At 57.2% G+C, this 25,893-nt stretch carries 29 protein-coding genes; 12 read left to right on the top strand and 17 right to left on the bottom strand.

The window, feature by feature from the left end:
• Window positions 1-11: 11 nt before the first annotated feature.
• The 13 genes from atpG to ACGHUK_RS13110 all read right to left on the bottom strand — a co-directional run bounded on the left by atpG (window position 12) and on the right by ACGHUK_RS13110 (window position 13,387).
• A complete protein-coding gene (gene atpG, locus ACGHUK_RS13050; protein WP_005938091.1) occupies window positions 12-860 on the bottom strand; it encodes an ATP synthase F1 subunit gamma in 849 nt (282 codons plus the stop codon).
• 17 nt (window positions 861-877) lie between these two features.
• Window positions 878-2,398: a F0F1 ATP synthase subunit alpha gene (atpA, locus tag ACGHUK_RS13055; RefSeq protein ID WP_390574489.1), complete on the bottom strand. Its 1,521-nt coding sequence runs from the start codon at window positions 2,396-2,398 to the stop codon at window positions 878-880.
• A 51-nt stretch (window positions 2,399-2,449) separates the two neighbouring features.
• Window positions 2,450-2,989 (bottom strand): ATP synthase F1 subunit delta, encoded by a 540-nt coding sequence (atpH, locus tag ACGHUK_RS13060; RefSeq protein ID WP_390574490.1) that lies wholly within the window; start codon window positions 2,987-2,989, stop codon window positions 2,450-2,452.
• Window positions 2,986-3,492, bottom strand: coding sequence for a F0F1 ATP synthase subunit B (gene atpF / locus ACGHUK_RS13065; protein WP_097774383.1), 507 nt, complete (start codon window positions 3,490-3,492; stop codon window positions 2,986-2,988). Before atpF ends, atpH begins: the two co-directional genes overlap by 4 nt.
• Window positions 3,493-3,528: 36 nt before the next feature.
• Window positions 3,529-3,810 carry an ATP synthase F0 subunit C gene (gene atpE / locus ACGHUK_RS13070; protein ID WP_005930278.1) on the bottom strand — a complete coding sequence of 94 codons (282 nt, stop codon included), beginning with the start codon at window positions 3,808-3,810 and terminating at the stop codon, window positions 3,529-3,531.
• A 53-nt stretch (window positions 3,811-3,863) separates the two neighbouring features.
• The gene (locus ACGHUK_RS13075) at window positions 3,864-4,607 is read right to left on the bottom strand and encodes a F0F1 ATP synthase subunit A (RefSeq protein WP_223388536.1); all 744 of its coding nucleotides are present in this window, start codon (window positions 4,605-4,607) and stop codon (window positions 3,864-3,866) included.
• Between the two features lie 3 nt (window positions 4,608-4,610).
• Entirely contained in the window at window positions 4,611-5,111 is a 501-nt protein-coding gene (locus tag ACGHUK_RS13080; protein ID WP_005938105.1) for an ATP synthase subunit I, read from the bottom strand.
• 22 nt (window positions 5,112-5,133) lie between these two features.
• Entirely contained in the window at window positions 5,134-5,394 is a 261-nt protein-coding gene (locus tag ACGHUK_RS13085) for an AtpZ/AtpI family protein (protein ID WP_044953278.1), read from the bottom strand.
• A 460-nt stretch (window positions 5,395-5,854) separates the two neighbouring features.
• A complete protein-coding gene (locus ACGHUK_RS13090) occupies window positions 5,855-7,273 on the bottom strand; it encodes a glycogen synthase (RefSeq protein ID WP_154256295.1) in 1,419 nt (472 codons plus the stop codon).
• A 166-nt stretch (window positions 7,274-7,439) separates the two neighbouring features.
• Window positions 7,440-8,567, bottom strand: coding sequence for a glucose-1-phosphate adenylyltransferase subunit GlgD (glgD, locus tag ACGHUK_RS13095; protein ID WP_005938113.1), 1,128 nt, complete (start codon window positions 8,565-8,567; stop codon window positions 7,440-7,442).
• On the bottom strand, window positions 8,561-9,754 hold the full coding sequence (locus ACGHUK_RS13100; protein WP_005938116.1) for a glucose-1-phosphate adenylyltransferase: 1,194 nt from the start codon (window positions 9,752-9,754) through the stop codon (window positions 8,561-8,563). Before ACGHUK_RS13100 ends, glgD begins: the two co-directional genes overlap by 7 nt.
• Window positions 9,755-9,841: 87 nt before the next feature.
• Window positions 9,842-12,058 carry a 1,4-alpha-glucan branching protein GlgB gene (gene glgB / locus ACGHUK_RS13105; protein ID WP_223388535.1) on the bottom strand — a complete coding sequence of 739 codons (2,217 nt, stop codon included), beginning with the start codon at window positions 12,056-12,058 and terminating at the stop codon, window positions 9,842-9,844.
• A 306-nt stretch (window positions 12,059-12,364) separates the two neighbouring features.
• Complete coding sequence (locus ACGHUK_RS13110; RefSeq protein ID WP_242702886.1) at window positions 12,365-13,387, bottom strand: 3D domain-containing protein; 1,023 nt, start codon at window positions 13,385-13,387, stop codon at window positions 12,365-12,367.
• Between the two features lie 759 nt (window positions 13,388-14,146).
• Here ACGHUK_RS13110 and ACGHUK_RS13115 point away from each other — a divergent pair.
• The 6 genes from ACGHUK_RS13115 to ACGHUK_RS13140 are packed head-to-tail and all read left to right on the top strand — an operon-like array spanning window position 14,147 to window position 17,014.
• Window positions 14,147-15,607: a phage baseplate protein gene (locus tag ACGHUK_RS13115; RefSeq protein WP_390574491.1), complete on the top strand. Its 1,461-nt coding sequence runs from the start codon at window positions 14,147-14,149 to the stop codon at window positions 15,605-15,607.
• A gap of 18 nt (window positions 15,608-15,625) precedes the next feature.
• Window positions 15,626-16,018 (top strand): hypothetical protein, encoded by a 393-nt coding sequence (locus ACGHUK_RS13120; protein ID WP_390574492.1) that lies wholly within the window; start codon window positions 15,626-15,628, stop codon window positions 16,016-16,018.
• Window positions 16,018-16,131, top strand: a complete 114-nt coding sequence (locus tag ACGHUK_RS13125) for a CD1375 family protein (RefSeq protein WP_263287078.1) — start codon at window positions 16,018-16,020, stop codon at window positions 16,129-16,131. Before ACGHUK_RS13120 ends, ACGHUK_RS13125 begins: the two co-directional genes overlap by 1 nt.
• The gene (locus ACGHUK_RS13130) at window positions 16,124-16,519 is read left to right on the top strand and encodes a YcbK family protein (protein WP_390574493.1); all 396 of its coding nucleotides are present in this window, start codon (window positions 16,124-16,126) and stop codon (window positions 16,517-16,519) included. The genes ACGHUK_RS13125 and ACGHUK_RS13130 overlap by 8 nt, the downstream gene beginning before the upstream one ends.
• Window positions 16,520-16,533: 14 nt before the next feature.
• Window positions 16,534-16,761: a hypothetical protein gene (locus ACGHUK_RS13135; RefSeq protein ID WP_044953283.1), complete on the top strand. Its 228-nt coding sequence runs from the start codon at window positions 16,534-16,536 to the stop codon at window positions 16,759-16,761.
• A 1-nt stretch (window position 16,762) separates the two neighbouring features.
• The gene (locus ACGHUK_RS13140; RefSeq protein WP_005938144.1) at window positions 16,763-17,014 is read left to right on the top strand and encodes a phage holin; all 252 of its coding nucleotides are present in this window, start codon (window positions 16,763-16,765) and stop codon (window positions 17,012-17,014) included.
• A 432-nt stretch (window positions 17,015-17,446) separates the two neighbouring features.
• Here the strand turns inward: ACGHUK_RS13140 and lepA are convergent, their stop codons facing one another.
• Genes lepA through ACGHUK_RS13160 form a run of 4 tightly spaced genes read right to left on the bottom strand, consistent with a single transcriptional unit; the run spans window position 17,447 to window position 21,830 of the window.
• Window positions 17,447-19,258 carry a translation elongation factor 4 gene (gene lepA, locus ACGHUK_RS13145; protein WP_291012936.1) on the bottom strand — a complete coding sequence of 604 codons (1,812 nt, stop codon included), beginning with the start codon at window positions 19,256-19,258 and terminating at the stop codon, window positions 17,447-17,449.
• A 20-nt stretch (window positions 19,259-19,278) separates the two neighbouring features.
• Window positions 19,279-20,481 (bottom strand): alanine racemase, encoded by a 1,203-nt coding sequence (alr, locus tag ACGHUK_RS13150; protein ID WP_349138170.1) that lies wholly within the window; start codon window positions 20,479-20,481, stop codon window positions 19,279-19,281.
• Between the two features lie 3 nt (window positions 20,482-20,484).
• Window positions 20,485-21,264, bottom strand: coding sequence for a tRNA 2-thiocytidine biosynthesis TtcA family protein (locus ACGHUK_RS13155; protein WP_298637419.1), 780 nt, complete (start codon window positions 21,262-21,264; stop codon window positions 20,485-20,487).
• Complete coding sequence (locus ACGHUK_RS13160) at window positions 21,261-21,830, bottom strand: hypothetical protein (protein WP_223388530.1); 570 nt, start codon at window positions 21,828-21,830, stop codon at window positions 21,261-21,263. The genes ACGHUK_RS13155 and ACGHUK_RS13160 overlap by 4 nt, the downstream gene beginning before the upstream one ends.
• A 311-nt stretch (window positions 21,831-22,141) precedes the next feature.
• On the opposite strand from ACGHUK_RS13160, the gene rplM reads away from it, so the two are divergent.
• The 6 genes from rplM to ACGHUK_RS13190 all read left to right on the top strand — a co-directional run bounded on the left by rplM (window position 22,142) and on the right by ACGHUK_RS13190 (window position 25,829).
• Window positions 22,142-22,570, top strand: a complete 429-nt coding sequence (gene rplM, locus ACGHUK_RS13165; RefSeq protein ID WP_005938158.1) for a 50S ribosomal protein L13 — start codon at window positions 22,142-22,144, stop codon at window positions 22,568-22,570.
• A gap of 17 nt (window positions 22,571-22,587) precedes the next feature.
• On the top strand, window positions 22,588-22,986 hold the full coding sequence (gene rpsI, locus ACGHUK_RS13170; protein ID WP_005938160.1) for a 30S ribosomal protein S9: 399 nt from the start codon (window positions 22,588-22,590) through the stop codon (window positions 22,984-22,986).
• A 351-nt stretch (window positions 22,987-23,337) separates the two neighbouring features.
• Entirely contained in the window at window positions 23,338-24,168 is an 831-nt protein-coding gene (locus ACGHUK_RS13175; RefSeq protein ID WP_117526358.1) for a phage antirepressor KilAC domain-containing protein, read from the top strand.
• Window positions 24,165-24,332, top strand: coding sequence for a hypothetical protein (locus ACGHUK_RS13180; RefSeq protein WP_009532276.1), 168 nt, complete (start codon window positions 24,165-24,167; stop codon window positions 24,330-24,332). The genes ACGHUK_RS13175 and ACGHUK_RS13180 overlap by 4 nt, the downstream gene beginning before the upstream one ends.
• On the top strand, window positions 24,313-24,987 hold the full coding sequence (locus ACGHUK_RS13185; protein WP_117526359.1) for a helix-turn-helix domain-containing protein: 675 nt from the start codon (window positions 24,313-24,315) through the stop codon (window positions 24,985-24,987). The genes ACGHUK_RS13180 and ACGHUK_RS13185 overlap by 20 nt, the downstream gene beginning before the upstream one ends.
• Window positions 24,984-25,829 carry an ATP-binding protein gene (locus ACGHUK_RS13190; RefSeq protein ID WP_117526360.1) on the top strand — a complete coding sequence of 282 codons (846 nt, stop codon included), beginning with the start codon at window positions 24,984-24,986 and terminating at the stop codon, window positions 25,827-25,829. Before ACGHUK_RS13185 ends, ACGHUK_RS13190 begins: the two co-directional genes overlap by 4 nt.
• Window positions 25,830-25,893 lie beyond the last annotated feature (64 nt).

Genomic DNA, 25,893 nt, shown 5'->3' on the forward strand with positions numbered 1-25,893 from the left:
TTGATAGGTTGTTAAATCTCCGCGCCGGCCACGATCTCGGTGATCTCCTGCGTGATGGCAGCCTGACGGGCACGGTTATAATACAGGTTCAAATGGTCGATCATCTCACCGGCGTTCTTGGTGGCGGCATCCATGGCGGTGCGGCGGGCGGCAAGCTCACTTGCCACGCTCTCGCACACGGCACCGTAGACGATGCCGGCCACATACTCCGGGATGATCGCGCTGAATACTTCCTCGCTGCTGGGCTTGTACAGGATCTGGCTGCGGCGGGCATCCGCCTTCTGCTGCTCGGTAGGTTCGATGGACAGCGGCAGCACCTCCATGGTGGCTGCGGTCTGGGTCATCATGGAATCGAACCGGGTGTAGCAGATCTTTACCGCATCGTACTCGCCCTTGAGATATCCTTCCGTGATCTGACGGGACAGCTGGAAGCACTCGCCCACCGAGACATCTGCCGCCAGCAGCACCTCCTGCGTGAACAGGGGCACCTCGTGATGGACGAAATACTCTGCCGAGCGCTTGCCGATGGGCAGCACCAGCACCTCGCCCTCTTCGGCCCCGGCCTGCTTGAGCACGTTGGAATTGTATCCACCGGCAAGGCCGCGGTCGCCTGCAATCACGATGAGCAGGGTGCGCTTCACTTCGTCACGGCGCAGGTAGGGGTTGCGGGCGCGGGGGTCGGCCGCGGCGATCTTGGTCAAAGTCTCATGCAGCGTTTCAAAGTAGGGGCGGCTGTGCTCCACCCGTTCCTTGGCGCGGCGCATTTTGGAGGAAGCCACCAGTTCCATTGCCTTGGTGATCTGCATGGTGCTCTCTACGCTTTTGATGCGCAGCTTGATGTCCTTCATGGAACCAGCCATGCGTTACGCCTCCTTCCTTAGTGCGCCTTGACGAAGCTGTCGGTATAGGCTGTGAGCACGCTCTTAAGCTGCTCCTCAGTGTCCTTATCCAGATTGCCGGTGGTGCGGATGGTCTCCATGACGGCGGCACCCGCAGCATTGTTGTCCAGATATTCGTACAGTCCCTTCTCATACTCGGCCACGTCCGGCACCTTGACCTTCACAAGGTAATCGTGAATGGTCGCATACAGGATGGCCACCTGCTTTTCCACAGGCACGGGAGCGGAGCGGTTCTGCTTGAGCACTTCCACGATGCGCTCGCCTTGTGCAAGGCGGGCCTTGGTGTCGGCATCCAGATCGGAACCGAACTGTGCAAAGCTCTGCAGCTCACGGTACTGGGAGTAGATCAGCTTCAGGGTGCCGGCGACCTTCTTCATGGCCTTGATCTGGGCATTGCCGCCCACGCGGGACACCGAGATGCCGGGGTTGACTGCCGGCATGACACCGGAGTGGAACAGCTCCGTCTCCAGGAAGATCTGACCATCGGTGATGGAAATGACATTCGTGGGGATGTAGGCGGAAACATCGCCCGCCTGCGTCTCGATGATGGGCAGAGCCGTCAGGCTGCCGCCGCCCAGCTCATTGGAGAGCTTGGCCGCGCGTTCCAGCAGACGGGAGTGCAGATAGAACACGTCGCCGGGGTAAGCCTCACGTCCCGGGGGACGGCGGATCAGCAGCGATAGTGCACGGTAGGCCACGGCGTGCTTGGACAGGTCGTCGTAGATGATGAGGACATGCTTGCCCTGATGCATGAAATATTCGCCCATGGCACAGCCGGAGTAGGGTGCGATATACTGCAGGGGCGAAAGCTCGGATGCCGTTGCGGACACCACGATGGTGTAGCCCATAGCACCGGCCTCGGTCAGGCTCTGCACAAGGTTTGCCACGGTAGAGCGCTTCTGACCGATGGCAACGTAAATGCAGATGACGTCCTTGCCCTTCTGGTTGATGATGGTATCGGAGGCGATAGTGGTCTTGCCGGTCTGGCGGTCGCCGATGATCAGCTCGCGCTGGCCGCGGCCAATGGGGATCATGGAGTCGATGGCCTTGATGCCGGTCTGCAGCGGCTCCTTGACCGGCTGACGGTCGATGATGCCGGGAGCGCGGCTTTCAATGGCGCGGAACTCGGTGGTCTCGATGGGGCCTGCGCCGTCGATGGGCTGGCCCAGCGCGTTGACCACGCGGCCGATCATGGCTTCGCCCACCGGCACGGACACCACCTTGCCGGTGCGCTTAACAGTGCTGCCTTCCTTGATACCGACGTCGGAGCCCAGCAGAACGATGGAGACGGTGTTCTCCTCCAGATTCTGGGCCATGCCGTATTCGCCGTTATCAAACTGAAGCAGCTCACCTGCCATGCACTTTTCCAGACCACTGGCGCGGGCGATGCCGTCGCCCACCATAATGACCGTGCCGGTCTCGCTCTGCTCAATGGCATTTTCGTAATGCTTGATCTGCGCACGGATGATCTTGGAGATCTCTTCAGGTTTCAGTTGCATCTTTGTTTGTTCACCACTCAATTCTTAAAAATCTTTCGGGTGGAAATTCGATCACAGTGTCACGGAAGCAATATCCCTGCGCAGGGCGGCCAGACGGTTCTGCACCGTGCCGTCCAGCTCGGTGCCTTCGATATCCAGCCGGATGCCGCCCAGCACTGCCGGATCGACCTTTGTTTTCAGGTCGATGGTCTTGCCGGTGAGTTTTTCCAGCTTTTCGTGCAGGCCCTTTGCCTGCTGTTCCGTCATTGCCACTGCAGTGGTCGCCGTTGCTTCCAGAATGCCGTGCGCCTGATTGTAGCGCACACGGTAAGCCCGTGCACAGCCGGACAGCTCCCGCAGGGTGCCCTTCTCGCACAGGATCTTCAAAAAGTTCAGCACATAGAGGTGGACCTGATCCCGCAGTGCTTCATCCAGCAGGCCGCAGCGCTCTCTTTTCGGGATGCTGGGGGTGCTGAGCAGATGCAGGTAGTCCGGGTTTGCCTTAAAAAGCGCCACGGTTTCGTCCAGCTCGCCCAGAATGCGGGCCTCCAGCCCTTCCTCCGCCGCCAGATCGTACAGGCTTCCGCCGTACATCCTTGCAGTCTCGGTCATGATGCTTCACCCACATTTTTGATAAATTCGTCGATCAGATCCTTGTGGTCCTTCTCGCTGATCTCACGCTCCACCACCTTGGAGGCGATTTCCATGGCGATGCCGCCGATCTCGTCCTTGACCTCGTTCACGGCCTTCTTGCGCTCCTGCGCAATGTCGGCTTCGGCCTTCTGCTTGAGGGCAGCAGCCTGCGCGCGGGCCTCGCCCACGATCTCTTCGCCGCGGGCGGTGGCCGTCTTCTGCGCATTGGCAACGATCTCGTTGGCCTCGGCGCGGGCATTCTGCAGGTTCTGCTCGTACTCTGCCTTCATAGCTTCGGCTTCGGTGCGCAGCTTGGTGGCATCGGCGATCTGGCTGTCTGCCTTCGCCTTGCGCTCTGCGATCACGTTTTTGACCGGATTCAGCAGGAACTTTTTGAAGATGAACAGCTGGATCATCAGGTTGCAGATCTGGGCCAGAAAGGTCCAGCCGTCCAGCGTGATCAACGCCTGGTACAGTTCCATAAGCGTCTCCTTTCGTTATTTTGTAAAAGGTTCCGCTTATGCCAGGAACTTCATGAACATACCGGGTGCCAGGAAGATCAGCAGCAGGCCGGTGACGAAGCCGTAAATACCGGTGGTCTCGGAAAGTGCAACGCCCAGGATCAGGGTGCTGGTAACGTCGCTCTTGCACTCGGGCTGACGGCCCACAGCTTCACAGGCAGCAGCTGCTGCGTTGCCTTCGCCGATACCGGGGCCGATACCTGCGATCAGTGCGCAGCCTGCGCCGATGCCGCAGCCTGCCAGAGCGATACCACGAGCGAGGTACTGAAAGTCAGTCATAAGATTTGTCCTCCAAAAAAGTTTTTTGTTTTGGGAGATGCCGTTGTGAGGGCTTAGTCCTCACCGGCAGCACGTTTGATGAAAATTGCGGTCAGGGTGCAGAAGATGAACGCCTGAATGCAGCCGCCGAACCAGTCGAAATACAGGCCCGTAAAGGCCGGGATGCCGATCTGGAACAGCTGGATCTGGCTCAAGGCACCCGGCAGCCAGCCGAAAATGACGTGGCTCAGGCTTGCCAGCGCCCAGTACAGCAGTGTGGAAATGACCGTACCGGACAAGATGTTGCCAAAGTGACGGAACGCCATACTGACGGGGGTGGAAACCTCCGACAGCACATTGATGGGTGCCATGATGAAGATGGGGTCCAAAAGACCTTTCAGGTAGGAAAGGATGCCGTTGGTCTTGATCTTGTAGTACATGATCAGCACGAACACCACGATGGCCCACGCCGCCTCGGTGTTCAGGTCTGCCGTGGGGCTCCACAGGCCGATGACACTGATGAGGTTGCAGCCGATGCTCAGAGCGAAGATCGCGCCGATGAGCGGGATATACTTATCAAAGTGATAGCCCATGTTGTCGTGCACGAACTGGTCCAGCCGTTCTACGATGAACTCGGCGGCGGCCTGCCGCTTTGAGACATTTTCCAGCTTGAGATTTCTGCCCAGCCAGATGGCAAGACCCGAAAGCAGCGCCATGACGATCCAGGTACTGACCAGGGTCTGGGTGATCTTGAAATCACCCAGCAGGGGGATGTCCGTATGGATGGTATACAGGATCTTTGCGCCGTTCAGTTCCATTTGTTACGTTTCACCCCCTTCGTCACGGGGTTCAGCTTCCGGCTCCGGTGCGGGTTCGGGGTCGTCCTCCACAGAGACGTCCACCGAAGGCCCGGCCGGTGCAAGAGGCTTGTACTTGCCGGTTATTTGCAGATAGTAAATTGTAACACGCGGGAAAAGCAGCGGAAGAACACCGGCAAACGGCTGGAACACCGGTGCCCCGATGGCAACGATGATCCACACCGCCTGCAAAAGCATCCGGACATTGTAGGAAGCCTGCAATGTCGCTTTGCGCCGTTTCTCATCCTGCTCGTCGATGACCTTCTGGCATACGAGGCAGATGCCCGCAAAGTTGCCGATGGCCACGGCCGCGCCGATGAGACTGCCCAGAACAACAGTGTAATCAAATTTCACCCAGCCAACCAGGTGCAGAGCTGCAAAGATCACCCACATGACGGCGGTACAGATGGCCGTGCCGCAGGCAATGCGGGTCAGCTCCTTTTTGGATTCCGGCTGCAGTTTCATAAAGGGAAACCTCCTGTTAAGTTTACTGATGCGAGTTGAACCCCACCCGCTTTGGTTTTTCCTTTTTGGTGCGGTCCATGTGTTCCTTTGCAAAATACCAGAAGTTCTGTGCCCCGGCAGCAAGCCCCAGCAGGATGGCCGGCAGGAACACCCATTCCGGCCAGCTCCAGTTGTTCACCGCCCACCATGCACCGCCCAGACACATGACCAGCGGCAGCAGCATATTCAGGCCCAGCTGGGTCAGCCAGACAAGATCCTCCAGTGCCTTATACCAGCCCTTCAACCTGTGTTTCCTCCCTGTGTGATGTGCCTTTACAAAAGCCAGATTCTGGATTCTTTGCCAAGGATTTGCAGTCAGCAAAAAAATCTTATAACGATAGTATAATTCAAACCGGCCGTTTTTTCAATCAATTTTCCACTGTTTTCTAGTAAAATTTCATAGTTTGTTTACACTAATGCCGTAACTGTACGCCCTGTATGGAGTTTGTGCGTCTGCGGGCACATCAATACCAAAAGTTTGATGGATCTATTGTGCAGAATGCAAAAAAAAACGGGCGAACCCTCTCAGGCGCTGACGCGCCAGCTCTCCCGAAGGGCGAGCTTTTATGCATCTTTCGGGCAGCACAAATAAAGCTCCCCCTTTCGGGGGAGCTGCTGAGCGAAGCGAAGCTGAGAGGGTCACACAAAAAAACCGCCCGGCTCTTTGGGAACCGGGCGGCAGCCGTTATGCAGTTTTCAGGACATTACCAGAGGTTTGCGGTCTCGTTGTACAGGCCCTCGTAGCTCTTGGCGGAGACATCCCAGCTGAAGTCGCACTCCATGCAGTGGTGCACGAGGTTCTTCCAGTTCTCCTTGTCATAGTAAGCATTCTGTGCGTTGCAGCAGGCCACATACAGCTCGTGGGCATTGTAGCCCGCAAAGGTGAAGCCGTTGCCCTCACCCATGGTGCTGTCGTGGATGGAGTCGCGCAGACCGCCGGTCTCGCGGACGATGGGAGGCGTGCCGTAGCGGCAGGCCACCATCTGTGCCAGACCGCAGGGCTCGCTCTTGGAAGGCATGATGAAGGCATCTGCACCTGCGTAGATCTCCTGCGACAGGGCCGGCTCGAAGCCGATGTAGGTGCCAACGCGGCCCGGATGGCGTGCGCACAGGTCGGAGAAGAAGTTCTCGTACTGGCTCTCGCCGCTGCCCAGAACGACCAGCTCGATGCCGCGGTCCACCAGACCATCGGCGATGCTCTGCACCAGATCAAAGCCCTTCATGCCGACCATGCGGCTGACCATGGCAAAGACGGGGCTGCCATCCTTGTTCAGGCCGAACTTATCCTGCAGGGCTTCCTTGCACTTTGCCTTGCCCTCTTCAAAGTTGGTGATGTCGTAGTTGAAGGGGATGTTCTTATCCGTAGCGGGATCGTTGGAATCGGTATCGATGCCGTTCAGGATGCCGCACAGCTTGTACTGCTTCTCGCGCAGCAGAGCATCCAGACCGTAGCTGAACCACGGGTCGAGGATCTCCATGGCATAGGTGGGGCTGACAGTGGTGATCTTATCGGCAGTCTCGAAAGCACCTTTCATGAAGTTTGCGCAGCCATCGTACTCCACGATGTGCTGGTCGCGGCGGCCGATGCCGCAGGTGTCCTCCAGAATGTCGGTGCCGTACTTGCCCTGATAAGCGATATTATGGATGGTGAAGATGGTCTTGATGCGGTTGAACTTATCCAGATGGCGATAGTACAGGTTCAGGTACACCGGCACCAGAGCGGTCTGCCAGTCGTTGCAGTTGATGATATCGGGGGTGAAATCGATGTAGAACAGGGTCTCTAAAACGGCGCGGGAGAAGAAAGCGAAACGCTCGCCGTCATCGTAGAAGCCGTACAGGCCGCGGCGCTTGAAGTAATACTCGTTGTCCAGGAAGTAGTAGGTCACGCCGTTCCGCTCGGTCTTGAACAGGCCGCAGTACTGGCTGCGCCAGCCCACGGGGACGGAATAATTGGTCACGTACTCCAGCGTATCACGGAACTTCAAATCGCCGTACAGGGGCATAATGACGCGGGCATCCACGCCGTCCTTGACCAGAGCCTTGGGCAGGGCACCCGCAACGTCGGCCAGACCGCCGGACTTTGCAAAAGGGGCAGCTTCCGAAGCAGCATACAGGATTCTCATAGGATCGCTCCTTCCATATAGTGGGATATTTTCGTTCTCCCCCACCGCCCTTGCAGGCAGCACGAACCATTTTTACAAAAGAGCAGGCGGGGGCACACAGATGCCCCCGCCCCTCTCAAGAGGGGCTACCGGGGAGGAAGCCGCCCCTATGGATAACTCAGTAAAATCAGACGGTGTGCTTCTTCTGCACGTACACCGGGAAGCTCTCGGTGCCGGACAGCTTCTTGCCGGCAGTGATCTTCACGTTCTTATCGGTAACAACGCAGTCCAGCTCGGCATTGGCTTCCACAACGGTGTCCTGCATGAGCACGCAGTTCTTGACGACGGCACCCTTCTTGACCTTGACACCGCGGAACAGCACACAGTTCTCCACCGTGCCCTCGATGACGCAGCCGTCGGCCAGAATGGAGTCGGTCACCTTGCAGCCCGGCACATAGCGGGTGGGGTTGTCGTCGCGGATCTTGGTGTAGACCGGGCTCTTCTTGGGGAACAGCTTTTCCAGATTTTCGTCATCGGTCAGCTTGAGGTTCTCGTCAAAGTAGCTCTTCATGTCACAGACATGTGCCACATAGCCGGTGTACTCCAGAGCGTGGATGTTCAGGATGTTGACATTGTGGGCCAGAATATCGCGCTCGAAGTAGATCAGGCCGCGGGAGGTCGCATCCCGGACCAGCTTGAGCAGGGTCTCGCGCTCCAGAACATAGATGTTCAGGTCAAGGTTCTGCACGCCGGGGCGGTAATCGTTGAACAGCAGCTCGGTCACACGGCCGTCGGCATCAACGGTCAGGGTGTAGTTGTCATTCTTGCGGCCCTCGGGGATCTCGGTCTTCTGGTAAGCAACGGTCACATCGGCACCGCTTGCCTGATGAGCAGCCAGCAGAGCGTTGAAGTCGTAGTTCAGGGCAACATTGGCGTCGCTCATGACCACGTACTTTTCCTTCTGGTTCTCCAGGAAGTTCATGATGGAGCCCAGAGCTTCCACACGGCCGGAATAGATGCGCACGCCCTTCTCAGCGAAAGGCGGCACGATGTTCAGGCCGCCGTGACGGCGGGCCATATCCCACTCACGGCCGGTGCCCAGATGATCCATCAGGGAGTGGTAGTTCTTGCGCACCACGATGGAGACATTGGAGATACCGCAGTTTGCCATGCTGGACAGAACAAAGTCCACCATACGGTAGCGGCCCGCGAAGGGGATCGAAGCCATTGCGCGCTCGGTCACCAGCTCGGGGACGGTATTATCATAACTGTTGGGGAAAATAATACCCAACGCATTGGTGTTCTGGCTCAGCATACTTCCATACCCTCCTTGACGGATTCAAAGACTTTGGCACCTTCCTTGACGGTTGCGCCTGCGCCGACGGTCAGGCCGGTGCCCACATGGGCAATGGGGCCATCGCCGCCCACTCGTGCACCTGCACCGACCACAACATCCTCCGCCAGGATGCAGCGCTTGACAACAGCACCAGCCTTGACCACAACGCCGTCCATCAGGACTGCGTCCTCAACGGTAGCGCCCTCTTCCACAACAACGCCTGCGCTCAGCACAGAGTGATGCACATTGCCGTAGATCTTGCAGCCCTCCGTGACGAGGGAATCCTGCACCACAGCGCGGGGGCCGATCTTCTGCGGAGGCAGGACCGGGTTGCGGCTGTAGATCTTCCACTTCTCGTCGAAGATATCGATGCCGGAGTTTTCGGGATCCAGCACTTCCATGTTGGCTTCCCACAGGCTGTCGATCGTGCCCACGTCACGCCAGTAGCCGGCAAAGCGGTAGGCGTACATCTTGCGGCCGTCGCGCAGCAGGGCGGGGATGATGTTCATGCCAAAGTCGTTCTTGGAGTTGGGGTCTGCTTCGTCCTCTTCCAGATACTTCTTCAGCACATCCCAGTTGAAGATGTAAATGCCCATGGAAGCCAGATTGGACTTGGGTACCGGGGGCTTCTCCTGGAACTCGGTGATGCGGTCGTTCTCGTCAGCCACCATCAGGCCGAAGCGGGAGGCTTCCTTCCAGTCCACTTCCATAACAGCCACAGAGAACTCTGCGCCCTTTTCCTTGTGGAAGCGCAGGAAGTCGGCGTAGTCCTGCTTGCAGATCTGGTCGCCGGACAGGATGATCACATACTCGGGATCGTAGCTGTCGATGAAGCCGATGTTCTGGTAGATGGCGTTTGCAGTGCCCTTGTACCAGTCGGTGCCCTTTGCCTGCTCGTAGGGCGGCAGGGTGTGCACGCCGCCGTGCAGACGATCCAGATCCCAGGGCTGGCCGTTGCCGATGTACTCGTTCAGCTTCTGGGGCTGATACTGGGTCGCGATGCCAACGGTGTCGATGTTGGAGTTCACGCAGTTGGACAGCGGGAAGTCCACGATGCGGTACTTACCGCCGAAGGACACTGCGGGTTTTGCCGTTTTCTGTGTCAGCGCGTACAAGCGCGAGCCACGTCCACCGGCAAGGATCATTGCCACAATTTCTTTTGCCATAGCTTTATTCTCCCCTTTAACATTAACATTTCCGTTGTTCGGAAATGATCGTCAACATGTGCGGTATGGGTCGGCCGAAGAGCCGGGTCATTCCTTGGGCTCCTTCGGTTTGCGGGTGCGTTTTGCGGGTGCTTTTTCCGCCTTGGGTTCTGCCTCTGCCTTGGGCTTGCGTCCGCGCTTTTTGGGTGCTTCCTCGGCCTTTTCCGGCTCAACCTTTGCCTTGCGGGCGGTCTTTTTCACCGACTTTTCCTCTGCAGCGGCAGCTTCTGCCTTGGGCTTGCGGCCCGGCTTCTTTACTACCTTTGCTGCAGCTTCCTCCGCAGCGGTCTTTGCCTTTTTGGCTGCGGTCTTTTTTCCCGCCTTATCGGTCTTGTCCGCTGCGGCCTTGCGGGTGCGCTTGGTGGGCACTTCAAAATACAGGGTGCTCATGGGCGGCAGGGTGATGGTGATGCTCTGCTCAAACCCGTGCATCGGCTTTTTGTGGGTGCGCACGGCCTTGTTGTGGACTGCGCCGGAACCGCCGAACTCTGCATCGTCGCTGTTCAGGATCTCCTTGTAGGAGCCTGCCACCGGTGCGCCCAGCGTGTAGCCCTCGCGCAGGACGGGGTTGAAGTTGCACACCACAAGGATCTGCTTGCCGGAAGTGTCCTTGCGCAGGAAAGCGACGACGCTCTGCTGCGAGTCATCCGGCACGATCCACTGGAAGCCCTCCCAGCTGTAATCCACCTGCCAGAAGGCGGGATGCTCCTTGTAGAAGGCGTTCAGGGTCTTGACGTAGGTCTGCAGCTCGGTGTGCTTATCGTAGCCCAGCAGCATCCAGTCCAGCGGCTTTGTCTCGTTCCACTCAGCGAACTGGCCGAACTCCTGACCCATGAACAGCAGCTTCTTGCCCGGGTGGGCCATCATGTAGCCAAAGAAGGTGCGCAGGTTTGCAAACTTGGCGTCGTACTCGCCGGGCATCTTGTTGATCAGGCTGCCCTTGCCGTGCACCACCTCATCGTGGCTGATGGGCAGCACAAAGTTCTCGCTGAAGGCGTAGAAGAAGCTGAAGGTGACCTTGTTGTGGTTGCCGGAACGGAAGAGCGGGTCAGTCTTCATGTAGCTGAGCATATCGTTCATCCAGCCCATGTTCCACTTGAAGTTGAAGCCAAGGCCGCCGTCCGAAGCAGGCTTTGTGACCATGGGCCATGCAGTGGACTCTTCCGCGATCATGTACTTGTGGGGGTGACGGCCCAGCACGGTGTCGTTCAGCTTGCGCAGGAAAGCAACAGCCTCCAGATTTTCCTTGCCGCCGTCCTTGTTCGGCTCCCACTCGCCCTGCTTGCGGTTATAGTCCAGATACAGCATGGATGCCACCGCGTCCACGCGCAGACCGTCGATATGGTACTGCTCCAGCCAATACAGTGCGCTGGAGATCAGGAAGCTCTGCACCTCGCTGCGGCCGAAGTCGAACACCATGGTGCCCCACTCCTTATGTTCGCCGCGCTTCGGATTCGGGTCCTCGTAGCAGGCTTCGCCATCAAAGTTGTACAGGCCGAACTGATCCTTCGGGAAGTGAGCAGGCACCCAGTCCATGATCACACCGATGCCGGCGGCATGGAGCTTATCCACAAAGGCCATCAGGTCCTTGGGGGTGCCGTAGCGGCTGGTGGGTGCAAAATAGCCGGTGACCTGATAGCCCCAGCTGCCGTCAAACGGATATTCCATGACCGGCAGCAGTTCCACATGGGTATAGCCCATCTCTGTGATATACGGGATCAGCTCGTCTGCCAGCTCGGAATAATTGTAGGGCTTACCGCCCTCCTTCATCTTCCAGCTGCCGGCGTGCATCTCGTAAATATTCATCGGGCTGTTGATCACATCAGCCTTTTTTTGTGCTGCCTGCCATGCATCATCGTGCCACGCAAAACCACTGATATCGTAGACCTTGCTGCCGTTGGACGGGCGGGTCTCGGCGTGGAACGCATAGGGATCGGCCTTATAGACCAGATCACCTGCGCGGGTGGTCACGCAGTATTTATAAACATCATATTCCTTCATGCCCGGGATGAACAATTCCCATACGGAATCGCCATCCACCTTGCGCATCGGGTGGCTGCCCGGCTTCCAGCTGTTAAAGTCGCCCACCACGCTGATGGCTACAGCATGGGGTGCCCACACGCGGAACACCACACCTGCTTCACCGGCACGTGTTTCCATGTGTGCGCCAAAGTAGCGGTATGCTTCACAGTTATTGCCCTGTTTGAACAAATACACCGGCAGGTCCGATGCATTGCTCTGGATCTTCTCCTCGGTCGGTTTCATAGACTGCTCCTCCCCGTACAGATGCACAAAGCGCACCTGTAGCTTTTTACCCTTTTATATTAAAGAATTTCGGTCTGTTTTTCAAGAGTTTCGCCGCATTTTACTGTAAAATTTACCATAATCTTTTCGTTGATATTTTTTCCTTATATACATACCCGCCAAATTTTTACAAATTTTATGGTGAATCCTGCCAATCTGACAATAAAAAAGAGCCTCTGCGCACCCTCCCAAAGGGAAGGTGTACAGAAGCTCTCTGTTTCTGTTGAAAATTTTCAGTTCCGGTTTCCCCGGTTCTTTTCAGCCTGCTCAGTCCACCACGTAGACGTTCACCTGAATGGCTCCATTGATCACGCTCTCGGCGTAGGTCTCGTAGAACAGGTCCACAAGGATCTGGCCCTTCTGCACGGCAATGCCGGTATCGGTAGCCACCGCATAGCCGTACACGAACTTGCCGTCGGTGGAGGTGATATACAGCTTGGTGCCGTAGGGGATCACATCCGGGTCCACAGCCACAGTGCCGTAGCCCAGACCCAGACCGGAAGAACCCTTGCCGGTCTTGGAATAGTAGCCGGTGGCCTTTCCGGTGAGCACCTTGCTGTAAGAGGCGGGTGCATTGGTGGTGCCGTCCGGGCCGGTCAGCGGGGAGACCGGCGCGCCTGCGCCATAGGTCTTTACGATGTGGTTGGTCGGCTCCACAGTGGTGGTGGAATCCACCACGATGCTGTTTTCCAGCTCGCCGTCCACATAGCGGTCGCGGGTGGTGATCGTCTGCTGGCCTTCCGCACCATGGCGCACCGTGGTGGCGCGGCCGGTGTTGCGGAAATACAGGCTGGTGTAGACGTACTCGGTATCGTAGGGGATGGCCTGCGTCTCCACACGGTCGGTGTAGTCCACGCGGTGCACCGTGATGGTGGAACCTGCGCTCACCAGCTGGTCCAGAGCAGGCTCGGTGTAGTCGTCACCCTCCAGGGTGATACCGGCACGCTTCAGGGCATCCGCCACAGTGCCGAACACCATTTTGACGGGGTACTCCTGACCGTCGGCAGTGATGCTGACGGAGAATGCGCGCTCAATGTTCAGGGCGGCAAGGTTGCCGCTGTAGGCCGTGTAATAGACCTGATCGCCCTCTTCGGACTGGATGCCGGAAAGGTTCATAACCTGTGCAGGGTCGGTCTCGGAGGTGAGGATCACCTGCCGGGCACCATTGGAGTCTGTGACGTAGGTCAGCCGCAGATTCGCAGCGGTCACACTGAGTGTAGCCACAAGGCACACGACCATGACACAAAACGCCAGCACACGGGGAGAGACTGCATGCTTGCAGTCAGACAATGCTTTCTTCAATTTTACGGAAGCGATACGAGACAACTCCTCTCTTTTCAAAATTGGCTGCGGCTGCGGACATGTTTTTCATGCCCCGGCCGCCCGGACTGCGGGGCGGGCAGAAGCCATCTGGCCCCACAATCAAATACGATGCCCTCTTTTTGGTAAAATCGAGCATCGTATACAATTTGGACTCCGCTGCGGAGGGTGCAGTTACCCTCCCGGCCCGGACCCCATCTGCCCGCGCCGCGCCGTATATAAGACGGCTTTTTACTTCATCCAGATAATTTTTAAACGCTGCAACGTCTGTTGGTTCCGTTGAGCGAGTCTTATTTTACCAGTCCAATGGCCATTTGTCAAATCACCTTCTCATACTTTGTTAGTTTTTTGACGTTATTTTTTGTGCAACTTTAACATTGTTTTCTCCAAAATATTGTTTTTTCGGTTATTTCCTTCCGATTTTCGACCTGTTTTCTGGGGTGTTTTGTTCACGAATTTTTAACATTTATTTTGGACTTTTTGCACCGGAAACTGCACTTTTGGGTTCGTTTTCCCATGCGGCAAGCGGCCAAAAATCGCTGGTTTTCCGTACAAAGCCACCTCTTTTTCATCCCATTTTTCACCCACAAAGAACTGTGCGAATTACTCATGAAAAGCGCCTCCCGGCAAAATGCCGAAGCACAGAAATTTGTGCAGCAAAAGACCACACTGGCAGCTGCCGGGCAGCGGCTGTACAATCAAACAAAAAACAGAAAGGAAGGTTTTCAAGTGAACATCAAGATCATTCAAAGGCAGTGCGGCGGCACTGAATTTCTGTCCCAGCCGCACCGCCTGCACCTCGGTGCACAGAACGCTGCCGGTGTGGACGAGCTGTGCTTCACGCTGCCGGAAGCATGGGCCGGGTGCACCGTTGCGCTCTACCTGCGCCGCAGCGACGGCACCCTGCTGGCACCGGTCTCATTGGACACGCAGCACTGCGTCACCGTGGACCGCCGCCTGACCGGAAGCACCGGCGGACAGTGGATGCTGGCAGCCATCGATGCCAGCGGCTACGCCGCCTATACCCGGCCCGGCAGCTACGACACCTACGCTATCCTGCCCACCGACGGCGGCGCGGAAGAGCTGCCGCCCTCGCAGTATGAGCAGTTCGTGGCGCGTGTGCTGGAAAGTGCCAGTACCGCTTCCACCGCCGCACAGCGTGCCGCAGCCAGTGCTGCAAGCACGGCATCCAATGCGGCACAGGCCCAGACCGCGGCACAGCGCACCAGCGCCGACAGTGCCGCTGCATCCCGCTGTGCAGCCCGTGCCGAGGCTGCTGCCGCACGGGCAGAGGAGCTGGTGCCTACCGACGGTCAGGTAGTGAGCGTGAACGGCAAAAGCGGCATCGTAAAACTGACGGCGCAGGATGTGGGGGCGCTTCCCTGCCCGGCAGTTCCGGTCTCCGGCCAGCTGCTTCGGGTGCTGAGCGTGGACCCCAACACCGGGGCCGTGTTGACCGATACTGCCGCCATGCCGGATCTGTCGCCCTATCTGCGCAGCAGCACGGTGCCCACGGCTTCGGCCCCCGGCGCAGTACGGGTGGACCCCGCCTGCGGCATCAACGTGCGCAGCGACGGAACCCTGATCACCGCACCAGCTGCCCGCGAACAGCTGGACAGCATGACGGATGCACTTCTGCCGCTGACCGCAGCCCTGCTGCCTTATGGCGTGAAGAAGGCTCTGACCACCGCCGCAGCCGCCGGGGAATGGACCGCTGCCGAAAAGGCAAACGCCCTGCGCACCTTCGGTGCCGATTTTTCTTCCTATTATACAAAGGAAGATGTCGATGCTCTGCTGGCCGCACCCAGCTCCGCTGCCTACCCGGTGGGCAGCATCTACCAGAGCACCAACCCCACCAGCCCTGCCGCCCTGTTTGGCGGCACATGGGAGCAGATCGCATCGGAGCGCGTGCTGATGGGTGCCAGCAGTAGCCACGCAGCGGGCACCACAGTAAAGGCCGGACTGCCGAACATCACAGGCTCTTTTGTCGCGGATGTAAAAAAGGGTGAACATAAGGTATCCGGCGCATTCACTGCCGGCAACGTGATCGCATCTACGGGCGAATACAATTCCTTTTCTGATGTATATAAGTTCAGTCTGGATGCATCCAAGTCTAATGCCATCTACGGCCGCAGCGCCACCGTGCAGCCTGCCGCCTACTATGTGCACATCTGGCGGCGCGTGGCCTGAGAAAGGAGGTTTTGAACCATGAAGATCATTGACGAGAACGGTGCAGCCATTGAGACCCCTGACCTGACGCTTGGGTATCTGGTGGGCGGCACCGAGCCAGTGGAGCACCCCGCCGTGGAAGGCGTGGAGGAAGTGAGCCACTACGAGACCGTAACGGAGTATCCCGGCGGCGGCAGGGATGTGCGGAAGGTCATCGATGTGCCGGGCGTGCCTGCGCAGGCCGCATGGACCGAACAGGTGCCGGTGCAGAGATACATCCGCTATACGGAAGAAGAATTGGCCGCGCGGGAAAAAGAGCGCCAGCAGGCCGAGGAAGCAGCCCGTCTGCCCGAGACGATTGCCAGCCTGACCTGCCAGCTGACCGACCTGCAGCTGGCCCTGTGTGAACTGTACGAAGGAGGTGGTGTGTAATGGCAAGGATCTATGCGGCCCTGATCCGCAAGGGCATCAAAACGCTGGAGGATGTGCCCGCCCGGCTGAGGGATGCCGTGGCAGCGCTGCTGCAGGAGGACGGCCATGCTTAACGTTTACTCCCGCGCAAGGGATGGCGAAACGCTGCTGAGCCGCAGCTTCCGCGCAAAGGAATTTGCCTGCAAAGACGGCACCGACCCTTTGTTTGTGGACAGCGAACTGGTGCAGGTGCTGCAGGCCATCCGTGACCATTTTGGCGCACCGGTGGTCATTACCAGCGGCTACCGCACCGCTGCACACAACAAGGCTGTGGGCGGAGCGGTTTACAGCCAGCATCAGTATGGCCGTGCCGCGGATATCCGGGTGTCCGGCGTGCCGGTGGAGCAGCTTGCCGCCTACGCCGAGACCCTGCTGCCCGGCACCGGCGGCATCGGCCGCTACCCCGCAAAAGGCTTTGTCCATGTGGATGTGCGCAAAGCAAAAAGCCGGTGGGTCGGGTAAAGGCGGTGAACGGAATGGAAACGATCTTATCCGCTGTCATTGCCGGGGCCGTGACCCTGATCGGCGTGCTGATTGCCAACAGCCGCAGTCAGGCCGTGACCGACACCAAGCTCGAAGAGCTGACCCGCGAGGTGCGCGAGCATAACAATTTTGCCCGCCGCGTACCGATTTTAGAAGAACAGATGAAGGTGGCCAACCACCGCATCGCTGACCTTGAACAAAATGAGAAAGTGAGGAATTGATATGAACTTTGGTAAAATTTCTGCCGCCACCATCGCCCGCACCGCTGTGCTGCTGCTTGCCCTGACCAATCAGGTGCTGAGCGCTCTGGGCAAACCTATGCTGCCCATTGAGAGCCAGACTGTGGAACAGCTGGTGACCGCCGGCATCACCACCGTGGCCGCGCTGATCAGCTGGTGGAACAACAACAGCTTCACCTCTGCAGCCATTCAGGCCGATGCCGAATACGCCCGCCTGAAGCAGAAAAGTGAGTGAGAAAGCCCTCGAAGCAGTGTATCAGTAGTACTTTTTGACTGAAAAGTATTACTGATGCAGTCATCTTTCACAGCAGCCCCGGAAGGCACCCAGACAGCCTTTCCGGGGCTTTTTTGCTGCCCAGATGATTCGTTCACGCAGATTCAAGAACGTTTCGCGCAGGTTTCGATGACTTTCGCACTGAAATCATGTATAATCCGGGCAGAAGCAAATCGGAAAAGAGCAGTCAAGAGACTGTAAGCGGCCCCCTAACGCCCCAACGTAAAGGGACTGTTGCAAAATAGTCCCAACAAAAAATGAGATAGGTTTCCCCGAAAGGGGGTGCCTATCTCATTTTTTGTTGTAAACTGAGGTTGTGAAAAAACAGATAGAACCCGCGCGCTGGGTGCATTGCAGCATACCAGAGCGCGGGTTCTCTTTGATCTATAAAGTTTAATCGTCGTCGCTGTCCAGCTTGAGCACAGCGGTAAAGGCTTCACTGGGCAGGGAAACGCTGCCCAGCTGACGCATCTTCTTTTTGCCTTCCTTCTGCTTTTCCAGCAGCTTCTTTTTGCGGGAGATGTCGCCGCCGTAGCACTTGGCAAGCACGTCCTTGCGCATGGCCTTGACCGTTTCACGGGCAATGATCTTGCCGCCGATGGCAGCCTGTACCGGGATCTCGAACAGGTTGCGGGGGATGTTATCCCGCAGCTTTTCGCAGATGCGGCGGCCCTTGGCATAGGCATTATCGCGGAACACGATCATGGACAGCGCGTCCACAGGGTCGCCATTGAGCAGGAAGTCCAGCTTGACAAGGTCGCTCTCGCGGTACTCCTTAAACTCGTAATCGTAGCTGGCGTAGCCCCGGCTGCGGCTCTTGATGGCATCAAAGAAGTCGTACACGATCTCGCCCAGCGGCAGAGCATAGTGCAGATCAACGCGCACATCGTCCAGATACTTCATGTCGATCAGCACGCCGCGCTTGTTCTGGCACAGATCCATCAGGCCGCCCACATAGTCGTTGGGGGTGTACAGGTGCACATCCACAAAAGGCTCTTCCTGCTTGACGATGTTGGAGGGGTCGGGGTAGCTGGAAGGATTGTCGATCATCTCCACAGTGCCGTCGGTCAGGGTAATGCGGTAGCGCACGCTGGGGGTGGTGGTGATGATATCCAGATCAAATTCCCGTTCCAGACGCTCGGTGATGATCTCCATGTGCAGCAGGCCAAGGAAGCCGCAGCGGAAACCGAAGCCCAGCGCGGCGCTGGTCTCCAGCTCAAAGGTGAGGGAGGCGTCGTTCAGCTGCAGCTTTTCCAGTGCATCCTTCAGGTCGGGGTACTTGGCACCGTCGGCGGGGTAGATGCCGCAGAACACCATAGGCTTGACCTGACGGTAGCCGGGCAGTGCTTCGGCGGTGGGATTATTGGCCAGCGTGACGGTATCGCCCACGCGGGTGTCCTGCACGGTCTTGATGCTGGCGGTCAGATAGCCGACCTCACCAGCCTGCAGCTGGGCACAGGGAGAAAGGTTGGTAGCACCCATGTGGCCCACTTCTACCAGCGTGAACTCCGCGCCGGTGGCCATCATGCGGATGGTATCGCCGGGCTTCACGGTGCCCTCAAACACACGGATATAGACGATAACGCCCTTGTAGCTGTCGTAGATGCTGTCGAAGATCAGCGCCTTCAGCGGGGCATCCGGGTCGCCGGTGGGAGCAGGAATGTCGGTGACGACACGCTCCAGCACCTGATCCACATTCAGGCCGGTCTTGGCAGAGACGCGGGGCGCATCCAGACAGGGCAGGCCGATCACGTCCTCCACCTCCTGCGCCACCTCGTCCGGGTGAGCGCTGGGCAGGTCGATCTTATTCAGGATGGGCACCAATTCCAGATCATGCTCCAGCGCCATGTAGGTGTTGGCCAGCGTCTGAGCTTCCACGCCCTGGGTGGCATCCACCACAAGGATGGCACCCTCGCAGGCGGCCAGACTGCGGCTGACCTCGTAGGCAAAGTCCACGTGGCCCGGGGTATCGATGAGGTTGAACTCGTAGGTCTTGCCGTCCTTGGCGGTATAGTTCATGGTGACAGCGCGGGCCTTGATGGTGATGCCGCGCTCGCGCTCAATGTCCATGTTGTCCAAAATCTGGTCTTCCATGGTGCGCTCGTCCACACTCTTGGTCAGCTCCAGAATACGGTCCGACAGGGTGGATTTGCCGTGGTCAATGTGTGCAATGATGCAGAAATTGCGGATATTGTCTCTTGCCATGTAGTTCCTCCGGGAGAAATTTAAGCTTCCAGTATCCAATCCTCGACATCCACGATCTTTCCGTGCTCGAGGTAGACGCGGGGCACGCGGCGGGACACGCCGCACAGCACCTCGTAGGAAATGGTGTCGGTCTTGCGGGCGATGGTCTCGGCAGTATCACTGACGCTGCCGCCCCACAGGATGGCTTCGTCGCCCTCGTGGATGTCCGGGATACCGGTCACATCCACCATCATCTGGTCCATGCACACGCGGCCCAGCACCGGGCAGGCCTTGCCGTGGATCTCCACGATGCCCTTGCCGCAGCTCAGCTGGCGGGGATAACCGTCCGCATAACCGGTGCACAGGGTGGCCACCAGCGTGGGCTTTTCGGCGGTGAAGCGGCGGCCATAGCTGGCGCTCTGACCGGGCTGCATTTCCTTGATCATGCTCACCACGGTCTTGAGGGTCATCACCGGCCGGAACTGCCCAAAGCGCACCTCGTCGCTGGGGTCGTAGCCGTAGAGGATGATGCCGGGCCGCGCCATGCAGCGCTCCCGGGCCAATCCCTCGGGCCAGTCCGGGTGCAGCATCACGCCCGCAGAGTTGTCACAGTGGACGGTCTGCGGCTCGCGGCCTGCCGCCTTGAGCGCATGGAACGCTCTGACGAACAGTGCGTGCTGCTCCGCGGTATAGACAACGTTCTCTTCGGCGGTGTCGTCGGCCACCGAGAAGTGCTGGAACAGGCCGGTCATCTCAAGGCCCGGCAGCTCACACACAGCCAGCATTTCGCGGATGGCGGCATCAAAATCGGTGCGCAGGGCAAAGCCGATGCGGCCCATGCCGGTATCTGCCTTGAGGTGGATCTTTACTCTGCCGCCTGCCTTTACGGCAGCAGCGGAAAGGTTCTGCGCCTGTTCGGTGGAGTAGCACGCTACGGTGATATCCTCGTGGATGAGGGTCTGGGCGTACTCCGGCTGAACATGGCCCAAAATAAGGATGGGCAGAGTCTGCCCGTCCTGACGCAGCTGCACGGCCTCGGTCAGGCAGCTCACTGCCAGCCATGCTGCACCCTCCTGCGCAAAAACGCGGGCACACTGCACAGCGCCGTGGCCATAGCTGTCGGCCTTGACCACCGCGCACAGCGGCAGGTCACCGGCCCGGGCTTTGACGGCCCGGAAGTTATGCCGCAGGGCATCGAGGTCGATCTCGGCCCAGACGTGTTTTTCAAAAGGTTGAGTCTTCATGATTCATTCTTCCTCGTTTGTAATTGCAAAGCTGCCGCGCCCGGTGTGGACGGGCCGCCAGCCATCGATGCCGCTCTCCTGCAGTGCGTGCAGGGTTTTCTGGCGGAAAGCGTGGTCGGTGCGGCAGCGCTCCTTGACGAACTCCTTGGTCTGTTCGCGCACGGTCACGCCGTCGGCAGGGCAGACGCTCTTGACGATGGGCAGCCCCTCGGCGTGCACTGCGGAAATGACCTCCTGCTCGGTGGCCAGCAGCATGGGCCGGATGAGGGTGAGGTCCCGGCGCGAAAGATAGGTGACCGGCGAGAAGCAGCCGATGCGGCCCTCCCGCCAGAGATTCATGTAAAAGGTCTCCACGGCATCGTCCAGATGGTGGCCCAGCGCCACCTTGTTGCAGCCCAGTTCCTGCGCCGCCGTGTGCAGCGCGCCGCGCCGCAGCTTGGCGCACAGGGCGCAGGGGTTCTTCTCCTTGCGGTAGTCGAACACCACAGGGCCGATCTCGGTACGGCGGATCTCATAGGGGATATCGTACTGGGCAAACAGCTCCTGCAATACGGTATAATCCATGGGCCTGCCGCCGAACTGCGGGTCCAGCGTGACGGCCTGCACCGTAAAATCAAAGCCGATGTACTTGCGCAGCTCGGCAAGGCCGATGGTAAGGGCCACACTGTCCTTGCCGCCGGAAACGCCCACCATCACTTTATCGCCGGGGACGATCATTTCATAGTCCTGCACAGCCTTGCGCATCAGGCCGCACAGACGCTGCATTGCACGGGAACTGCTCATAACAGGGTCACACTTTCCACAAGGTTCACAATGTCGTTGATGGAGGCAAGCTTTGTCAGACCGGAAACATACACCACGTCACCGCTGGGGTAGGTAATGGTGGCCAGCACCGCATAATACGCCTGAATGTCGCAGCGCACGGCCTCCACCTCGGCACCGTCCACGGTCAGGTTCACCTTGCGGGGCTTGATGACGCCATAGGCCTGCTTGAGGTCCTTCTCGGACGCATCGATAAAGTCCGCGTAGCTGTCGGCGGTGCCTCGCTGCAGCAGCACAGCTTCGTAGTCCTCACCGTCGGCGCTGTCTGCCGTGGCGAGTTCCAGCACGGTGCCAAGGGTGCTGTCCTCGGTCATCTGGCATACCTTCCAGACGGAACTGTCATAGTAGACGGAAACGCCGTTTGTGCCGGTGTAGTGGGTGTCCGGGTTTGCGGGCACGCTGCGGTTGACCAGCAGCGTTAAAATAATGTAAGCAATGATGCCCAGAGCAACAAAGATGCCCATAGCGGCCAGAAGCTTGGAGGTGCGGCGCTGGGCAGAGGCGTTGCGGTCGATGTCGTTTGGCATGTAAAAAATTCTCCTTGTATCAGTGCGCAGCAAAAGCTGCCATATCCTTTATAGTATACCACACCGGCAGACAAAATTGTAGCGGGCAGCGGCAGAAAATGTGCGGCCGTGGGCAGAAAATTTTGCAGAAAATGCGTTTTTAGAAATAATGAGGATTCAAGAGAAAACGTGAGATTTTGCAAGATTGAAAAAATTACAATGAAAAAATCAAAAAAATGCTGTTGACAGGCACCTTTTTATGATGTATACTGACACTCGCGCCCCAGAAAGGCGCCTGAAACGTACAAAAAGCTTATCAGGAGGAAATAGATATGAGCACTACTCTCGTGAAGCCCGCTGAAGTCGAGCGCAAGTGGTACCTGCTCGACGCTGCCGGCAAGAGCCTGGGCCACGTCGCTGCTGAGGCCGCTGTTCTGCTGCGCGGCAAGCAGAAGGTCGATTATACCCCCAACGTGGACTGCGGCGATTTCGTTGTTGTCATCAACTGCGATCAGGCTGTTCTGACCGGCAAGAAGGCTGAGCAGAAGTTCCACATCACCCACAGCAAGTACATCGGCGGCCTGAAGAAGGTCCAGTACAGCAAGCTGATGGCTGAGCACAGCGATCTGGCCATGACCTACGCTGTCAAGGGCATGATCCCTTCCAACACCATCGGTGCTAAGGCTCTGACCCGCCTGCACTGCTACCAGGGTGCCGAGCACGCTCACGCAGCTCAGAAGCCCGAGAAGATCGAGTTCTAAGAAGGAGGCAATCGAACATGTACGAAACCAAACCTTATTTCTACGGCACTGGTCGTCGTAAGGATTCCGTTGCCCGCGTTCGTGTTTACACCGGCACTGGCAAGATCACCATCAACGATCGTGATATCGACAACTACTTTGGTCTGGAGACCCTGAAGCTGATCGTCCGTTCTCCGCTGGTCCTGCTGGGCCTGGAGGGCAAGTACGATGTCGTCGTCCGCGTTTCCGGCGGCGGTGTTTCCGGTCAGGCTGGCGCTATCCGCCACGGCCTGAGCCGCGCTCTGCTGCAGCAGAACGAGGAGAACCGTGCTGCTCTGAAGAAGGAAGGCTTCCTGACCCGCGATCCTCGTATGAAGGAACGTAAGAAGTACGGCCTCAAAGCCGCTCGTCGCGCACCGCAGTTCAGCAAGCGATAATCGACAACTTCAAAATGCTAAAAAAGCCCGGAAATGCGCTATTTTCCGGGCTTTTTCTATACCCAAAATTCTGCCTGGACTGTTCGGTTTTGATGGAATTTGAACGGAAATTTATGGGTTTATAGTGGTCAAATTACTGGTGGACAAGCCCATTTTGACCTCTTATGGGTTAAATTACTGGTGGACAATAGGAGCAAATGAAGTCCAATTTTGCCATCGACGGACGAACACATACTTGACTGATTTACATAGAGCCTTGGCTCATTCTTTGAAAACGAGAATGGGTCAAGGCTCTATTTTTTTTTTTCGCCTGAAATCCGGCGAGACAAATTTGAGTAGGAGGTAACAGGTATGACGGATTTCAATCAGAAGACCCATGACACCGATGTGGGCAGTTATGGCGGACAGTCGAGGCAGATGACGGAGGTGTTCGAGAACCAAGAGTTTGGTTCGATCCGGTTGTTTCAGGAGGCAGGCAAGACATTCTTCTGTGCAAGCGACGTGGCGAAAGCGTTGGGGTATGTGAATCCCTACGCTGCAGTGAGACGCCATTGCAGAGGCCCCCTAACGAAACGTGAGGGGGTCGTTCAGAAGGTGAATCAGTATGGGGATGCTGGAGAGCAGGTCGTTGAAATCGCCTTTATCACAGAAGGTGATGTTTACCGGCTGATCGTTCACAGCAAGCTGCCATCGGCAGAACGATTTGAACACTGGGTGTTTGATGAAGTTCTCCCTTCTATCCGCAAGCATGGTGTGTATATGAGCGATTCCATTTTGGATCAGGTGATTCAGCATCCGGAGGTCATCTACACCCTGGCACAGGAGCTTGTAGCCGAGAGGGAGCAGCTTGAGGGTATCCGCAAACAGCTGGATGCGGCACAGCCCAAGGCAGACTACTTCGACACCTTTGTGAACTCGGAGGATTGTACCTGCATCCGGAATTTCTGTAAGGAAATCGGAATCCCGGAGAAGACGGCAGTGGCTCTCTTACTGGATCATCGCTATCTGTACCGCAGTCCGAGTGGCTGGCTGATGCCTTTTGCAGACAAATCTGCAAGGGGCTATTTTATTGTCCGGGATTGCTACGGCAGAAGCGGAAAACTGGTGCAGCAGACGAGAGTGACCTGCAAGGGAAAGAATCATCTCTTCAAGTTGTTTAAGAAATGGGGTGTGGTCGAATGACGCTTTTTACAGAGGGACGCCTTCAGGCGTTTGAACGCATGATGCAGGATACCGGCAAATACCATCGCCGGGAGGACAGCGAAGATCGTCCGCGCAAATGTCCGAAGAAAAAAGCGGAGCCTGCGAAAAAGGATGGTGAGCACCATGCCGGTATTCAGGGTTGAGAAGAACAGCAATTACACAACGATGTGCAATTACCACCTGCGCGATCAGGGTCTCAGCCTGAAAGGGAAAGGACTTCTCTCTATGCTGCTCAGTTTGCCGGACACATGGAACTATTCGGTACGGGGGTTATCTTCGATTACGCCGGATGGCGTAGATGGGGTGCTTACGGCTCTAAAAGAGCTGGAGCGTCTTGGGTATCTGGAAAGGAACCAGCAGCGTGAGAGTAACGGTCGGATGGGCAGAGCGGAGTATGTGATTTATGAGATGCCAAGGAAAAAGCCGTGTTCGGAATCACCGTGTACGGAAAAGCCGTATACGGTAAATCCGGATACGGACACACCGGTTACGGAAAATCCCGCGCAATTAAGTACTAATAGAACAAGTACTGAAACAATCAATAAAAGAGAGAAGAAGGAAATCCAGCACCGGTATGGCTCATACGAAAATGTCCTTCTTTCTGACACGGAATACAGTAAGCTCCGGCAGGAGTTCCCAAGAGATTATCAGATGCGGGTTGAACGGCTCTCTGAGTATATGGCCTCCACCGGCAGGAGCTACAAAAATCACCTTGCCACAATCCGGAGCTGGGCAAAGAGAGAAAAGCCGAAGTATAACCCGGCAGACTACACATTTGAGGAAGGAGACAGCCTATGAGCGACATGGTGCCTGAAATTTTGAATGCGGCGTTGGATTCGCTCTTTACGCCGAAAGAACCCGGAGAGCGGGAATACCAGGGCGAGGACGGACTGCTGTATTGCCGGAATTGCCACACGCCGGTGCAGTGCAGGGTAAAGCTCTGGGGCAGAGACAGGATTGTTCCCTGCCTTTGCAGATGCCAGCAGGAGGCAATGGCGGAAAAGAAACGCCAGGATGAGCTGGTGGAGCGGCAGCGTAAAATCAGACAGCTGAAAGCAACGGGGATTCAGGAAAAGCATCTTCTGGAATGGAATTTTGCCGTTGCAGAAGACAACAAGGATATCCAGATGGCAAAACGCTATGTGGAGCAGTGGAAAAAGGTCAAGGCTGAAAACCTTGGCCTTTTGTTATGGGGAGATGTCGGAACTGGAAAGTCCTTTGTGGCGGCATGTATAGCAAATGCTCTGTTGGAACAGGGCATTCCGGTTTTGATGACGAACTTCTCCAAAATCCTGAATCAGATGGGAGCCATGTATTCGGAAGAGCGATACCGGTATATCGCTTCGTTTTCCAACTATTCTTTGCTGATTCTGGATGATCTGGGAATTGAGCGCAGCACCGAATATGCGCTGGAGCAGGTCTACGCCGTTATCGATGAGCGGTACAAGTCCGGACTTCCGGTCATTATCACAACCAATCTGAAGATTGCTGAAATCCGCAATCCGGAGGATGTGGCATACGCCCGGATTTACAGCAGGATTTTGGAAATGTGTACGCCGGTGCGAATCAGCGGAGAGGACCGCAGGAAGAGCATTGGAAAAGAAAAACAGCAGGTCGTTAAGGAGGTACTTGATTTATGAAGTGCAAGGCAAAAAAGGCGTTTTTCGCAGGTAAGAATGACATCTATCACCGCTGGAAGGAGGT

The sequence above is a fragment of the Faecalibacterium sp. i25-0019-C1 genome (assembly GCF_042854225.1).
GTDB lineage: Bacteria > Bacillota > Clostridia > Oscillospirales > Ruminococcaceae > Faecalibacterium > Faecalibacterium taiwanense.

What these genes read in the sequence shown, in the direction of transcription:
- atpG (WP_005938091.1), bottom strand. Translation starts at nt 860, where the DNA reads ATGGCTGGTTCCATGAAGGACATCAAGCTGCGCATCAAAAGCGTAGAG.
- atpA (WP_390574489.1), bottom strand. Translation starts at nt 2,398, where the DNA reads ATGCAACTGAAACCTGAAGAGATCTCCAAGATCATCCGTGCGCAGATC.
- atpH (WP_390574490.1), bottom strand. Translation starts at nt 2,989, where the DNA reads ATGACCGAGACTGCAAGGATGTACGGCGGAAGCCTGTACGATCTGGCG.
- atpF (WP_097774383.1), bottom strand. Translation starts at nt 3,492, where the DNA reads ATGGAACTGTACCAGGCGTTGATCACGCTGGACGGCTGGACCTTTCTG.
- atpE (WP_005930278.1), bottom strand. Translation starts at nt 3,810, where the DNA reads ATGACTGACTTTCAGTACCTCGCTCGTGGTATCGCTCTGGCAGGCTGC.
- ACGHUK_RS13075 (WP_223388536.1), bottom strand. Translation starts at nt 4,607, where the DNA reads ATGGAACTGAACGGCGCAAAGATCCTGTATACCATCCATACGGACATC.
- ACGHUK_RS13080 (WP_005938105.1), bottom strand. Translation starts at nt 5,111, where the DNA reads ATGAAACTGCAGCCGGAATCCAAAAAGGAGCTGACCCGCATTGCCTGC.
- ACGHUK_RS13090 (WP_154256295.1), bottom strand. Translation starts at nt 7,273, where the DNA reads ATGAGAATCCTGTATGCTGCTTCGGAAGCTGCCCCTTTTGCAAAGTCC.
- glgD (WP_005938113.1), bottom strand. Translation starts at nt 8,567, where the DNA reads ATGCTGAGCCAGAACACCAATGCGTTGGGTATTATTTTCCCCAACAGT.
- ACGHUK_RS13100 (WP_005938116.1), bottom strand. Translation starts at nt 9,754, where the DNA reads ATGGCAAAAGAAATTGTGGCAATGATCCTTGCCGGTGGACGTGGCTCG.
- glgB (WP_223388535.1), bottom strand. Translation starts at nt 12,058, where the DNA reads ATGAAACCGACCGAGGAGAAGATCCAGAGCAATGCATCGGACCTGCCG.
- ACGHUK_RS13120 (WP_390574492.1), top strand. Translation starts at nt 15,626, where the DNA reads ATGAAGATCATTGACGAGAACGGTGCAGCCATTGAGACCCCTGACCTG.
- ACGHUK_RS13125 (WP_263287078.1), top strand. Translation starts at nt 16,018, where the DNA reads ATGGCAAGGATCTATGCGGCCCTGATCCGCAAGGGCATCAAAACGCTG.
- ACGHUK_RS13130 (WP_390574493.1), top strand. Translation starts at nt 16,124, where the DNA reads ATGCTTAACGTTTACTCCCGCGCAAGGGATGGCGAAACGCTGCTGAGC.
- ACGHUK_RS13135 (WP_044953283.1), top strand. Translation starts at nt 16,534, where the DNA reads ATGGAAACGATCTTATCCGCTGTCATTGCCGGGGCCGTGACCCTGATC.
- ACGHUK_RS13140 (WP_005938144.1), top strand. Translation starts at nt 16,763, where the DNA reads ATGAACTTTGGTAAAATTTCTGCCGCCACCATCGCCCGCACCGCTGTG.
- lepA (WP_291012936.1), bottom strand. Translation starts at nt 19,258, where the DNA reads ATGGCAAGAGACAATATCCGCAATTTCTGCATCATTGCACACATTGAC.
- alr (WP_349138170.1), bottom strand. Translation starts at nt 20,481, where the DNA reads ATGAAGACTCAACCTTTTGAAAAACACGTCTGGGCCGAGATCGACCTC.
- ACGHUK_RS13155 (WP_298637419.1), bottom strand. Translation starts at nt 21,264, where the DNA reads ATGAGCAGTTCCCGTGCAATGCAGCGTCTGTGCGGCCTGATGCGCAAG.
- ACGHUK_RS13160 (WP_223388530.1), bottom strand. Translation starts at nt 21,830, where the DNA reads ATGCCAAACGACATCGACCGCAACGCCTCTGCCCAGCGCCGCACCTCC.
- rplM (WP_005938158.1), top strand. Translation starts at nt 22,142, where the DNA reads ATGAGCACTACTCTCGTGAAGCCCGCTGAAGTCGAGCGCAAGTGGTAC.
- rpsI (WP_005938160.1), top strand. Translation starts at nt 22,588, where the DNA reads ATGTACGAAACCAAACCTTATTTCTACGGCACTGGTCGTCGTAAGGAT.
- ACGHUK_RS13175 (WP_117526358.1), top strand. Translation starts at nt 23,338, where the DNA reads ATGACGGATTTCAATCAGAAGACCCATGACACCGATGTGGGCAGTTAT.
- ACGHUK_RS13180 (WP_009532276.1), top strand. Translation starts at nt 24,165, where the DNA reads ATGACGCTTTTTACAGAGGGACGCCTTCAGGCGTTTGAACGCATGATG.
- ACGHUK_RS13185 (WP_117526359.1), top strand. Translation starts at nt 24,313, where the DNA reads ATGCCGGTATTCAGGGTTGAGAAGAACAGCAATTACACAACGATGTGC.
- ACGHUK_RS13190 (WP_117526360.1), top strand. Translation starts at nt 24,984, where the DNA reads ATGAGCGACATGGTGCCTGAAATTTTGAATGCGGCGTTGGATTCGCTC.